The 12,058-nt window shown below is 64.4% G+C and carries 13 protein-coding genes, 1 tRNA gene and 1 pseudogene; 5 read left to right on the forward strand and 10 right to left on the reverse strand.

From position 1 onward, the window contains the following. The first annotated feature begins 3 nt into the window (after positions 1 to 3). Positions 4 to 1,281 (forward strand): adenylate/guanylate cyclase domain-containing protein, encoded by a 1,278-nt coding sequence (locus tag ACK4FJ_RS14275; protein WP_409767388.1) that lies wholly within the window; start codon positions 4 to 6, stop codon positions 1,279 to 1,281. Here the strand turns inward: ACK4FJ_RS14275 and ACK4FJ_RS14280 are convergent. The 3 genes from ACK4FJ_RS14280 to ACK4FJ_RS14290 form a co-directional block, all read right to left on the reverse strand. Continuing rightward, positions 1,257 to 1,742, reverse strand: coding sequence for a PAS domain-containing protein (locus ACK4FJ_RS14280; RefSeq protein ID WP_409767389.1), 486 nt, complete (start codon positions 1,740 to 1,742; stop codon positions 1,257 to 1,259). The two genes, ACK4FJ_RS14275 and ACK4FJ_RS14280, sit on opposite strands and share 25 nt — an antisense overlap. 406 nt (positions 1,743 to 2,148) lie before the next feature. Next, complete coding sequence (locus ACK4FJ_RS14285; RefSeq protein WP_409767390.1) at positions 2,149 to 2,505, reverse strand: hypothetical protein; 357 nt, start codon at positions 2,503 to 2,505, stop codon at positions 2,149 to 2,151. After that, a complete protein-coding gene (locus tag ACK4FJ_RS14290; protein ID WP_409767391.1) occupies positions 2,480 to 2,779 on the reverse strand; it encodes a hypothetical protein in 300 nt (99 codons plus the stop codon). The genes ACK4FJ_RS14285 and ACK4FJ_RS14290 overlap by 26 nt, the downstream gene beginning before the upstream one ends. Before the next feature lie 278 nt (positions 2,780 to 3,057). Here ACK4FJ_RS14290 and ACK4FJ_RS14295 point away from each other — a divergent pair, with 278 nt between their 5' ends. Both ACK4FJ_RS14295 and ACK4FJ_RS14300 read left to right on the forward strand, forming a co-directional pair. Next, complete coding sequence (locus tag ACK4FJ_RS14295; protein WP_409767392.1) at positions 3,058 to 3,912, forward strand: sulfite exporter TauE/SafE family protein; 855 nt, start codon at positions 3,058 to 3,060, stop codon at positions 3,910 to 3,912. A gap of 92 nt (positions 3,913 to 4,004) precedes the next feature. Beyond that, positions 4,005 to 5,456 carry a diguanylate cyclase domain-containing protein gene (locus ACK4FJ_RS14300; RefSeq protein WP_409767393.1) on the forward strand — a complete coding sequence of 484 codons (1,452 nt, stop codon included), beginning with the start codon at positions 4,005 to 4,007 and terminating at the stop codon, positions 5,454 to 5,456. Positions 5,457 to 5,459: 3 nt separating this feature from the next. On the opposite strand, the pseudogene ACK4FJ_RS14305 reads toward ACK4FJ_RS14300, so the two are convergent. From ACK4FJ_RS14305 to ACK4FJ_RS14315, 3 genes and pseudogenes are all read right to left on the reverse strand, one after another. After that, positions 5,460 to 5,666, reverse strand: a pseudogene (locus ACK4FJ_RS14305) (alkylphosphonate utilization protein); the annotation flags it as partial. Between the two features lie 42 nt (positions 5,667 to 5,708). Then, positions 5,709 to 5,798, reverse strand: a tRNA-Ser gene (locus ACK4FJ_RS14310). A gap of 106 nt (positions 5,799 to 5,904) precedes the next feature. Next, positions 5,905 to 7,074: an MFS transporter gene (locus ACK4FJ_RS14315; RefSeq protein ID WP_409767394.1), complete on the reverse strand. Its 1,170-nt coding sequence runs from the start codon at positions 7,072 to 7,074 to the stop codon at positions 5,905 to 5,907. Positions 7,075 to 7,122: 48 nt separating this feature from the next. Between ACK4FJ_RS14315 and ACK4FJ_RS14320 the strand changes: the two genes are divergently transcribed. After that, positions 7,123 to 7,653: an Lrp/AsnC family transcriptional regulator gene (locus tag ACK4FJ_RS14320; protein ID WP_409767395.1), complete on the forward strand. Its 531-nt coding sequence runs from the start codon at positions 7,123 to 7,125 to the stop codon at positions 7,651 to 7,653. 7 nt (positions 7,654 to 7,660) lie between these two features. Here the strand turns inward: ACK4FJ_RS14320 and ACK4FJ_RS14325 are convergent, their stop codons facing one another. The 4 genes from ACK4FJ_RS14325 to ACK4FJ_RS14340 form a co-directional block, all read right to left on the reverse strand. Further along, positions 7,661 to 8,197 (reverse strand): PAS domain-containing protein, encoded by a 537-nt coding sequence (locus ACK4FJ_RS14325; RefSeq protein WP_409767396.1) that lies wholly within the window; start codon positions 8,195 to 8,197, stop codon positions 7,661 to 7,663. A gap of 115 nt (positions 8,198 to 8,312) precedes the next feature. Further along, positions 8,313 to 9,104 carry an MBL fold metallo-hydrolase gene (locus ACK4FJ_RS14330; protein ID WP_409767397.1) on the reverse strand — a complete coding sequence of 264 codons (792 nt, stop codon included), beginning with the start codon at positions 9,102 to 9,104 and terminating at the stop codon, positions 8,313 to 8,315. 157 nt (positions 9,105 to 9,261) lie between these two features. Next, entirely contained in the window at positions 9,262 to 9,753 is a 492-nt protein-coding gene (locus tag ACK4FJ_RS14335; protein ID WP_409767398.1) for a hypothetical protein, read from the reverse strand. Positions 9,754 to 9,763: 10 nt separating this feature from the next. Continuing rightward, positions 9,764 to 11,068 (reverse strand): MmgE/PrpD family protein, encoded by a 1,305-nt coding sequence (locus ACK4FJ_RS14340; protein ID WP_409767399.1) that lies wholly within the window; start codon positions 11,066 to 11,068, stop codon positions 9,764 to 9,766. A 102-nt stretch (positions 11,069 to 11,170) separates the two neighbouring features. Here ACK4FJ_RS14340 and ACK4FJ_RS14345 point away from each other — a divergent pair, with 102 nt between their 5' ends. After that, complete coding sequence (locus tag ACK4FJ_RS14345; RefSeq protein WP_409767400.1) at positions 11,171 to 12,034, forward strand: YdcF family protein; 864 nt, start codon at positions 11,171 to 11,173, stop codon at positions 12,032 to 12,034. Positions 12,035 to 12,058 lie beyond the last annotated feature (24 nt).

Genomic DNA, 12,058 nt, shown 5'->3' on the forward strand with positions numbered 1-12,058 from the left:
GTCATGATGATTCCCAATACGGATTCGATGCCGGCCAGCGACATACCGGTGGCGATGTGGCTGGTGCAGGCCGGGCTGGACAATGTGCCGGCCGAACGTCTGGTCACCGATTTCTGCACCTCGACCCTGGAAGCCGGCATACCGCTGCAGAGAGTGTTCATCGGCACGGCGACCCTGCATCCGCTGATGCGGGCGCATGGCTATATCTGGCAGGCCGGGAACGGGCTGATCGCCAACGAAGAGATGCCGCACCGGGACCCCGATGACGAGCCGCCGGCCTGGCAGGCCAGCCCGCTGCGCCACATGCTGGCCAACGACGTGCAGGAGATGCGCCGGAACCTTACCGGGTCCGACGCGAATTTCGATTTTCCCGTCCTGACCGAATTCGCCGAGCAGGGGCTGACCGACTGGTTCGCGCTGGCCCATGATTTCGGCTGGGATTTCGACAAGACCCTGATGGTGACCGACCGTTACGCCGGCATCGGCATGATCAGTTCGTTCACCACCACCCATGCCGGCGGGTTCAGCGAAGACCACCTGACCCGTCTGCGTCGGCTGGTGCGATTATTGGCCCTGTCGATGAAGTCATCAGTGCTGACGCGATTGAGCCGCGATGTGGCCGCTGCCTATCTCGGCGGCGATGCCGCCAATCGCGTGCTCAGCGGCGCGATCCGGCGCGGCATGGCACAGAAGATCGATGCCGCCATCCTCTATGCCGATCTGCGCGGCTTCACCGCGCTGGCCGACCGGCTGGCAATCGAACCGCTGACCGCGACGCTGAATGCCTATTTCGATTGCCTGGGTCCGGCCATCGAACGGCATGGCGGGCAGGTGCTGAAATTCCTTGGCGACGGCCTGCTGGCGAGTTTCCAGTTGCAGGCCGGGCAGGATGCCATGCCGATCTGCCGTGCCGTGCTGGCCGCTGCCGACGAGGCGCATGCCGCCGTGGCGGAACTGAATGCCGCGCGCGAACAGGCGGGACAGCCGGTGCTGGCGCTGGATATCGCGCTGCATCGCGGCGAGGTGATGTATGGCAATGTCGGTACCGGCGCGCGGCTCGACTTCACGCTGATCGGACCGGCGGTGAATGAAGCTGCGCGGCTGGAAAACCTCTGCGCCGCGCTGGATCGCAGCCTGGTGGTTTCGGCATCCTTCGCGAAAGCGGCAGGCGAGGGGCTGGGGCTGACATCCCTGGGCTTCCATCCGCTGCGCGGCCTGCCGGAACCGCAGGAGGTTTACGGCCGCGTGCGCGATGCTCAGGCGCCGGTCGGCACCACGTAACCAATCACCTGATCGACGGTGTCGCCGCCATCGGTGGCGATGGGCAGGAACAGGCCGTCGAAGCTCTGATAGGCGCGGTTGGCATGGCGGAAGGTGCCGAACACACGCGCCGGCCGTTTATGTTCGGCCACCCAGCCGAAGCAGTATTTCATCTCGGCCAGCGATGTCGGATCGTAAAGTTCGTCGAAATAGCGGCCGGTGGCGTCACGGCCGCTGCGGTCGGCGAGTTCGGTGCCGACCAGGCGGTAGCGGTAGCGCACCTGGGCATGGTCGGCATGTTCGATATCGGCGATCACCAGGTTGCCCAGATAGCGGCGCAACGAAATCGGTTCGAAGGCCGTGCGGTCGGGCAGGCCGCGGGCGCTGCGGTTGGCCTGCCAGTAAGCCAACAGATCCTGCGCCGCTGGCAGCAGGTGCCCCAGATCGGGATCGAGAACGAGTCCAATATTGGGACCTGTCATTCTGACCAGCCCTTCTCCCTAGACAAAACAACTATAAGCGGCGGGGAGGGCAGGGCAATAGCGAAAGAGCGACGGTCCTGGGAGGCCATCGCGACAGAACGAGAGTGGACAAACAAATCATGCGGTAGCCACGAACAACGATGTTGCTGCCTCGTTATTCGCTTTCGCGTGCTAAAATATTAAAGAAGCGTCAACGCGCAAATAAGGCGGAAATGTGAATTCTCGATAACCTGCGCAGGACGGGCTTGAAACCTCCGTCAGAGTTCTTATCTTCTTTCACAGGTCGTCAAGACCACGATGATCGCCGCCCGTAACGCGGGATGCAGTGACCCGCCGGCGCATCATCGAGCATTCCCCGATATCCCCCTACAATGTGTGATGTCGTAGCCTTTCGGTATCCCTGCGTTTATTTGACGCTGGCGATCCGGAAGGTGTGGGAGTCTCCGTCCGGTTCGGTGATGGTGATATATTCGCCCATCCGGAACAGGTGGCGGTCCAGCTTGTAGATCGCCTCGTCATCCGCATCGCCCGGTTCATAGGAAAACGCCCAGCCCTGGCGGGTATGGATCAGTTCGCCGTTGCGGTCGCCTTCGCCGGCCCAGAAGCGGCGCACGCGGCATTCCGCGCGCTGTTTTCGCCAGGCCTCCGCATCCAGATGCCCTTCTGCATCCAGCGGGGCCTTCAGATCATAGCCATGCGCGGCGCTCCCTTCGGGGAAATCCGGGTTGCGGGCCAGCTCAAGGCGAATGGTCTTCAGGGTCATGGGCTGCCTTCTTTCCTTTCGGCGGATAACGTTTAACGAATTCCGACAGTATCAGTTTCAGGGCCAGGGCATGGGCGGTATCCCCGCGTGCCCTTGCGCCGGCGATATCGTCGAGGATGATCCGGCGGATCCGCATGCCGCCATCGGGGGCGGCGAGCAGGTAGTTGCCGAATTCGGCCGCGACGATCTGTGGAATATGCTCATGCTCGGCGATGGCCTCGATTTCCGCCTGCGTGAGCCGGCAAAAGGCCAGGCAATCCTCATAGCTCAGCATGGGCACCTCCCACCCCGGACGGGGCAGGAGCTACCCTAGCGTGGCAGGAACGGCCTGCATTGATTCATCGCAACCCGGCAAATGATGATTTTTTATGCTGCTCTTGGGCTGCCAATGCTGCCAAAACGGCCCCTGACTGAAAATTGTATGCAAAATTTCGGGCCATCCCGGCCACTGAGGGTTGCTCCCGCCGCGGACAACATCAACAATTCCCGTCCAGCCCGGGGCGAGTCCGCGCCGGCATTCCCGCATTCCCGTCCCGCTTGGCGAGCTTTCCCATGATTTTCGGTATTCCGTATTCAGAACTGGCCTGGCTGGCCGTGGCCCTGCTGGCGGCTGGCGCCGTCACCGGAATCCTGGCGGGCGTGTTCGGCGTGGGCGGCGGCGCGGTGGTGGTGCCAGTGCTCTACGAGCTGTTCGTGATCATCGGCATCCCCGAAGAGGTGCGCATGCCGCTCTGCGTCGGCACCTCGCTGGCGGTAATCATCCCCACCTCGATCCGCTCGTTCAACGCGCACCGGCGCAAGGGCGCCGTCGACATGTCGATCGTGAAGGTCTGGGCCTTGCCGGTGATCATCGGCGTGGTGGCTGGCAGCTATGTGGCCCGCTTCGCGCCGGCCGATGTGTTCAAGGCCGTGTTCGTGGTGGTGGCAGGCATTTCCGCCTTCCGCCTGCTGTTCGGCCGGGAGTCCTGGAAAATCAGCGACACCATGCCCGGCAACGCCATCATGCGCGCCTATGGCCTGCTGATTGGCGTGCTGTCGTCGCTGATGGGTATCGGCGGCGGCCAGCTCTCCAACCTGTTCATGACCTTCTACGGCCGGCCGATCCACCAGGCGGTGGCGACCTCGTCCGGCCTGGGCGTGCTGATCTCCATTCCCGGCGCGATCGGCTATATCTATGCCGGCTGGCCAAAAGCTGCGGAATTCCCCGACGTGGTCGCCCTGCAGCCGCCGCTGGCGCTGGGCTATGTCTCGCTGATCGGCTTCATCCTGTTCGTGCCGACCAGCATCTGGACCGCGCCGATCGGGGCCCGCATCGCCCATGCCCTGCCCAAGCGCAAGCTGGAGGTGCTGTTCGGCCTGTTCCTCTCGGTTGTTTGCGCCCGCTTCGTTTTCAGCTTTTTCTTCTGATCCAGGTCAAAAATACCCTTCCGTCCCTGTACTAGACACCCGCAGCACGGGTAATTTTACCCCCTATATGCGTGGAGTGGGGCCGAGGGGTCATGATTTTCGGTGTCTTGGACCGGCAGCGGCTGGTCGTCATAGTCAGCGTTCTGTTGATCGGCGGTTTTCTGGCGACATCTCTGGCCAGCTATTTCGTCTCGCGGCAATCGCTGCGCCATGCGGTGATCGACACCGAACTGCCGCTGACCTCGGACAACATCTATTCCGAAATCCAGAAGGACCTGATCCAGCCGATCCTGATCTCGTCGGTGATGGCCACCGATACTTTCCTGCGCAACTGGGTGCTGGACGGCGAGGGCGAGCAGACCCGCGTGATCCAGTATCTGCATGACATCAAGCAGCGCTATGGCGCCTTCACCAGTTTCTTCGTCTCCGAACGCACCCGCCGCTATTACCATGCCGACAGCGTGTTGAAGACGGTGCTGGAAAGCGAACCGCGCGACGAATGGTATTTCCGCGTGCGGCAGATGACGGCGCCGTACGAGATCAACGTCGATCCCGACCTGGCCAACCAGGACGCGATGACGATCTTCATCAATTACCGGGTGCTGGACTACCAGGGCAACTTCATCGGCGCCACCGGCATCGGCCTGACCGTCAATGCCGTGCGCAGCCTGATCAACGATTACCAGCGGCGTTTCGGCCGCACCGTCTATTTCGCCGACCAGGACGGCCGCATCGTGCTGATCGGGGAAGGCGAGGCGGTGCCGGAAGACAATGCGCGGCAGCGCGGCGATCTCGGCCGCCTGATGCCGCAATGGTCGCGCAGCGAAACGCGCAGTTTCGAATACAATTACCTTGGCCGCAGCCGCTTTCTCAATGTGCGCTTCATTTCCGAACTGGGCTGGTATCTGCTGGTGGAGAAGGATGCCGATGGCGACCTGGCCGAGATCCGCAACGCGCTTTATGTCAACCTCGCCATCTGCCTGCTGATCACCGCCCTGGTGCTGCTGGCGCTCTGGGTGACGATCACGCGGTATCAGAGGCGGCTGGATGCGACGGCGGCGGCCGACAAGCTGACCGGGCTGACCACACGGCATGCCTACGACATCCTGCTGCAGCAGGCGGTGCGCGATGCCGGGCGGCTGGCGCAGCCGGTGGCCGCGATCATGATCGATGTCGACCGCTTCAAGGCGATCAACGACAGCTTCGGCCATCTGGCCGGCGACCGCGTGCTGTGCGGCGTGGCGAATGCGATCCGTGCCAGCCTGCGCGCCTCCGACATCATCTGCCGCTGGGGCGGCGACGAATTCCAGGTGGCATTGCGCAACTGCGACCTTGTCAATGCCGAGCGCGTGGCCGAGACGATCCGCCAGACAGTGGAGAATGCCGGCTTCGGCTTCGAGGGGCGCAGCATGCCGGCCACGGTGAGCGTCGGCGTCGCCGTGCTGAAACCGGGCGAGGACATGCAGGGCCTGATCGCCCGCGCCGATGCCGCGCTGTATCAGGCCAAGCAGGCCGGGCGGAACTGCATGCGGTCGGAAGGGTGAGGCTCAGGCCTTCTTCACGAAGCAGGTCTTGAGCACGAGGCCCTTCACCTTGTCGGTGCGGCCCTCGATTTCTTCCTCGTCGGCGGTGAGGCGGATGTTCTTGATCACGGTGCCGCGCTTGAGCGTGGTATTCGCGCCTTTCACCTTCAGGTCCTTGGTCAACACGACGCTGTCGCCATCGGCCAGCAGGTTGCCGTTGCTGTCTTTCACGTCCACGAAAGTCTCCTGGGTGCAGGCATAGGTTGGTGCGCCTGGCGGATGGGGTGAGATTCGAACTCACGGTACCGTTCCCGGTACGGCGGTTTTCAAGACCGCTGCCTTAAACCACTCGGCCACCCATCCATCGCGTGCCATCCTGCGCGGGTGCGGCGGTGATACGGCGCGGCGGGCGGGTCCGTCAACCCGTACCCACCGCTCTGGCCCGAGACCCGAGCGGGCTGGCAGACCTTCAGCGCCGCGCAACCGCGGCCGCCAGGGCTGCCGCCAGCATCAGGCCGGCTGCGGCCAGCGGCAGGACGGAGAAAGCCCCGCCGGCATAGGCCGTGCCGAAGCCAAGTGTGCCGGCGAAAAGGGCGATATAGGTGACGCCGCTGTTGAGCCCCATGATGGCGCCGCGTTTTTCCGGATCGAGGGCGGTGAGCCGCATGATGAGCACGTTCAGCCCGAAATGGTTGGCGAGCCCCCAGAGGAAAACGACGACCAGCATCGCGGCATAGGAACCGCTTGCCATGCTCATCAGGACGTAGATGCCGGCGACGACCAGGAAGATGAGCGGCAGCAGCCGGTCCGAGCCAAAACGATCCATCAGGCGGTCGAGGAAAGCCGCGGCGCCGAAACCCAGGCCGTAGGAAACGGCGATGATCCCGTTGGCGCTCAGCGGCAGGCCGAGCCGGACATGCAGGTGATCGCCGATATAGGCATAGACGCCATAGAAGGCGGCCATGAAGGCGGCACAGGCGAGCAGAAGCGGCGCGACGCCGCGCACGCCGAGCGCCACCAGCGGCGATGTCGTCCGGCCGGCGGCTTCCTCCTGCGCCGGGGCGAACCGGACGGCAGCGCAGGCGAACAACGTCGTGGCCGTGATGACGATGTAGATCGAGCGCCAGCCGGCAAAGTCGGCAATGGCCGCCGACAGGGGAACGCCGGCCACCATGCTCAGCGTCCAGCCGGTCAGCACGAGGCCGATCGTCTCGCTCTCGCGACCGGCCGGGGCGATCACCGAGGCCAGCGTATAGATGGCGGGCAGGGCAATGCCCGTGGCGCCGCCGGCCACCAACTGGGCCGCCACCAGCAGCGGAAGGATCGGTGCTGCCGCGCTGCCGGCAAGGCCGATGGCAAGCAGCAACAATGCGGCCATCAGCATCCGGCGCGGCCCGTGCCGGTCGATCAGGCGGCCGAGAAAGATGGCGCTCGCGGCGGTGCCCAGGCCGAAGGCGGCGGAGGCTGTCATCACCGCAGGAACGCCGGCTGCGAGGCTTTGCGCCACGTCCGGCGCGACCGGCCCGAGCGCCAGCGAGTTTGAGCCGATGACGCCGATACAGGCGGTCAGCACGAAGGCGAAGGGCGGGATGCGGGTTCTGCCGGCGGAGGCCGGAATCGATTGATCAATATTCGTCATTGGCTCATATTTACAGAATGTGATTCTGCAACAAGGCGGAATAACGGAATGAGCGAAAATACAGATGATATTCGGCGGAAGCGCCCCTCCGAGCGCGACCTCGATGCGATGGACCGAAAAATATTAGGCGTTCTGGTCGAGGATGCGACCGCGAGCTACGCCGAGTTGGGCGAGCGGGTCGGGCTTTCGCCGCCGGCCGCGCATGAGCGGGTGAAACGGCTCAGGCGTTCCGGCGTGATCCGGCGCATGGCGGCCCTGGTCGATCCCGAGGCGCTGGGCAAAACGCTGCTCGCCTTCGTTCATGTCGATACCACCGGCTGGGGCAAGACCACGGCCCTGCTGGCGATCGAGGAATATCCCGAAGTGGAAGAGATCCACTCCGTCGCGGGCGATACCTGCATGCTGCTGAAGGTGCGTGCCGAAAACACCCATGCGCTTGAAGGATTGCTGGCGCGGCTCTACGATACGCCGGGCGTGAAGGCGACGCGAAGCTATGTCGTGCTTTCAACCTATCTGGAACGGCCGGTGCAACCCGGCAAAACGAGCCAATGGCCGACCCTGGTGAAGAGCCAGGGGTGAAGGGGCATCAGCCCGCCAGGGAGCGCATGCTGGCCGGGTCGGCGACCTTGAAGAAACTGTCCACCGTTTCGCCGTCGCGGCTGAGCGGCAGGATCAGCCGGACGTATGACCACATGCGGTCGTTGATGGTGATGTAGCTGCGCCGGGCCAGCGAGGGTCGGCGCGAACGGGCCACGACCTGCGCCGCCGTCACCACGGCATCGGCATCGTCGGGGTGGAAGAAATCGTCGGTGGTCAGGCCCTTCATCTCGCGGCCATGCTTGGCGCAGACCTCGGTGCCGGCGAGGCGGATGCGCAGGCGGGCGCGCAGGCCGGCCTCTTCCAGGTCGAGCAGCATCACATAGGGCAGCAGGTCGCGCGGCAGGTCGAGCGGGTCGAGCCGGGCCGGCAGACGCCCGGTGCCGTCGATCCCGGCCTGCCACAGCGCGGTGGCCTGACCCAGCAGCGGATAGGCGGCCAGATCGGAAAGCGGCAGGTCGTGGTGTTCCCCGGTTTTCAGCCAGTCGAGGCTGGCGGGAGACGGCAGGCGGCTGAACGCGGTCATTGAACGAAATCCTGATGGCGCTGACATAACCGGTTATACGCAGCCAGCGTGCTGCCGGATCATGCTGGCGGATCACGCTTCCGAAAATCGCGGAAAACCTCAATGCGGGCCAAGCTCAATGCGGGCCTGGCAGGACCACCACGGTGGGCTTTTTCGGCAGGGATGCCCGCGAGACCTCCAGCATCGGTCCCTCGTTCAGCCGGATGTCGTGGCTGTCGCGCAGGCGGACGAGAAAGCGTTCCAGCGTGCTTTCGCTGAAATAATGCATCGGGATCAGCAGCGGCGCGCCGATCTGCGCGATCACTTCCTGCATCTCGAAGATGTTCAGTGTGAAGCCGCCATCGACCGGCACCATCAGCACATCGATCTTGCCCAGATCGGCCAGGTGGCCGGGCGTCAGCTTGTGATGCAGGTGGCCCAGATGGGCGATGCAGAGCTGCGAGACATCGAAGATGAAAATCGAATTGCCGTCGTATTCCGTGCCGCTGCCGTAATTGCGCAGGTTGGTGGGCACGTTGCGCACGCGCATGTCCTTGTATTGCACATTGTGACGTGCCTGTTTGCCCTGGTGCGTCCAGCCGCGCAGAACGTGAGCGATGCCCGGTTCCGGGCTGTCGGTGAAATGGGTGGTGTGGGCGTAGTTCATCGTCACGATGTCGGGCCGCACCGGCGGGCGGATGTAATCGTTGTAGTCGGTGGCGGCCGTCGCGCCCTGCGGGCTTTCGATCAGGAATGTGGCATGGCCGATAAAGGTGATGCGGGCGGTGTTCGGCGCCGCGGCAGCCAGGGAGTATGAGAGCGGGGAGTATGAGGCCGGCATGATGCGGGCCGGGGGATGTCCGGCGACGGCACCGAGGCAGGCCGCCAGCAGCGGCGCCGGCAGCAGTATCAGGGTGAAAGCAAGCATTGAAACGCAGAAAACCGGAAGACGCAAAACCGTACGGTGCCACATGGCAGTCACCTCGGGGTCTGGGGCGGTCTTGTGCGGAGAGTATAGGCCGGAAGCGGGCGAGGCCCAGAGGAGATTGAGTCGGAGGGGCGGCGGGCCGGCGACGCCGCCGATATCAGGGACGGCAGATCGGGATTTCGTTCACCAGCAGGTTGTTGTGCAGCTTGGCGTAATACTGGAAGCCCTTCCATTTTTCCGTCTTGATCCGCTCGACCACGTCATAGGTCGCCTTACAGACGGCGTCGTTCACCTGCACGGCCTTCATGGTGGCCACGATGGAATCGGTCTCCCACTGCGCGGCCTGGGCGCGGTTGGGATAAATCCGCGCGATGGCCTGCTGCCGCAGTTCCACGGCGTTGCGCAGGCGGTCGGCATTTTCCTGGTCAAAAGCATACCAGTCATCCAGCGCGCCCTGGCCCGCCGGATCGATCTGCACGCAGCGGCGCAGGATTTCGCGCAACTGAACGCCGGTGCGCACTTCCGCCTCGGCCTGGGCTTCCTTCGGCATGAAGCAGGGGCCAGGCTTGCGGTTGCCCTGGTTCGGCGCCTGCGCCCAGGTTGCCGGCGCGGCGAGCAGCAGCAGGAACGTGACAATAAAACGATACATGGCGGGATAGTTATACCACGGCCTGCGGCAGGTCCGGTATCGGCGCATCTTCGGCCAGGGCAAAAATCGCGTCGATGAAGCGCTGCGGTTCGGCAATGCCGCCATAGTCCAGCAGCATGGCGGCCTTGGCGCGCATGGCGGACTCATCCAGCGGATTTTCCGGATCCCCATAGGCATGTTCGCGCTCGGCGCTGATCGTCGCGCCATCACCCAGCCAGGCCGTGACGCGCGCGCCCCAGGCATCGGGATAGCGCGTGGTGAAAGGCGCAACCGCCTCGATGCTCACCGTGGCGGCCGTGGCCGCCAGCCGTGCGCGCGCTGGCGCATCGAAGCTGGCGAAATCGACCTTGCCATCGGTCAGTGCGGCGGCGGCGGTATGCTGCAGCGAGAATTTTGCTTCGTATTCGCTGTTCGATACCACACGGTCGCAGACATCCAGTGCCGCCTGGTAGGTAGCGACATGGATGCGCTCGATGGGTCGGTTGCCGATCTTCGCCGCGATCTCCAGCCCGGCATCGATGGTGGGATGCGTGTGGCGGCAGCTTGGCCATGGCTTGATCGAGGTGAGCGTGAGTTGCCACGGCGCATCCGCATCGGCCAGCAGGCGCTCGGGACGTGGATCGGCGCAGGTCGCCTTAAAGAAACCCTTCTCGCCTTCCAGGATCTGCGGCGGACCGGAGAAACCGCGCGATGCCAGGTCGGCGGCCAGCAGGCCGGCTTCGGCCGCGCGGCCGGCATGCAGATGTTTGCTCATCGCGCCGGTGGCGAGGAACTGCCACAGGCCGGAGGATTGCGTGCCGGCATTGCCCAGCGCGTCGGTCATCGCCGCATGATCGAGGCCAAGCAGGTCGCCGGCGGCATAGGCGGAACCGAACGGTCCGCAGGTGGCGGTATTGTGCCAGATTTTGTAATGCGCGGGCCCCACCGCCATGCCGACGCGGCAGCAGGCCTCGAAGCCGCGCAGCACGGCAGCCAGGAAAGCGCGGCCGCGGATGTTGCGACGTCGCGCCAGCGCCCAGGCCGCCGGCACCACCACGCAGCCCGGATGCACGACGGAGGCGCGATGCAGGTCGTCGACTTCCAGGATATGCGTCAGGCCGCCCAGCAGCAGCGCCTCGCGTCCCGTGGTCAGCGGTTCGGCGGCGGCCCAGTCGAGCAGGATGGCGCCCGGTTTGGTCATGCGCCCGGCAATCGCATTGGCCAGAGCATCGAGGGTGAACAGCACGGCGGCGCGCCCGTCCTGCGGCGTGATAGGTCGGGCGGCGATGAGGGCGGCGAGCCGGCCGGTGAGCGAAAGCGGGGCATGGGCTGTCATGAGATGACCTGAAACTGGAAAACGGTTAACGGAAATTTACCATCCATGCCGGCAATGTCACTTTTTTGCCCATCACCGGCCGAATCGGTCTTTCGGGAAAGCATGTCCGCGACCTTGAATACCATTCTGTGGGGATTCCTGAATCCCGGCAATCTGCTCTTTGCCCTGCTGGTGCTGGCGCTGGTGCTGTCGTGGTGGCGGCGCACCCGGCGGTTCGGGATCGGCCTGGGTGTCGTCATGCTGGGCGTGATGCTGGCATTGGCCGTACTGCCGATACGCAAGATTCTTCTTGCACCGCTGGAGCAGTATTTCCCGGCCCCGATGCTGCCTGAACGCGTGACCGGCATCGTGGTGCTGGGCGGGGCGGAAGAGCCGGATGTCTATGCGCGACACGGCTGGCCGGAGGTGAATGGCAATGCCGACCGGCTGATCGCCTTCGCCGCGCTGGCGAGCCGCTATCCGGAGGCAAGGCTGGTTTTCACCGGCGGCGCGGCAATTGCCGCCGAAGGCCGCCGCCAGACCGAGGCGGATGTGGCGGCTGCGGTTTTTACCATGCTCGGGCTGGAGCCTTCGCGGGTCGAATTCGATTCCAAGGCCGGCAATACCATCGAGAATGCGCGGTTTGCCAAGGAGATTGCCCAGCCGAAGCCGGGTGAGACCTGGCTGCTAGTGACGTCGGCACGGCATATGCCGCGCGCCGTCAACTGCTTCAATGCCATCGACTGGCCGGTGCTGCCTTACCCGGTCGATTACATCACTGCGCCGTCGCGGGGATGGGACTTCCAGCCCTTGCGAGCTTTATCGAGCCTCAATGCCCTGAGCAAGGAATGGATCGGCCTGCTGGTCTATCGGCTGACCGGGCAGACGCGGGCATTCCTGCCGCCCAGGCCGCCAGAGGCAGAGTCGCGAAATATCACAGGTCAGGTCTTGGCCCCGCGCGCGGCGCGGGGTAACACCCCAGAGTGACAACGATGCGTGGATTCGGAGACG

This window comes from Ferrovibrio sp., assembly GCF_046297595.1.
GTDB lineage: Bacteria > Pseudomonadota > Alphaproteobacteria > Ferrovibrionales > Ferrovibrionaceae > Ferrovibrio.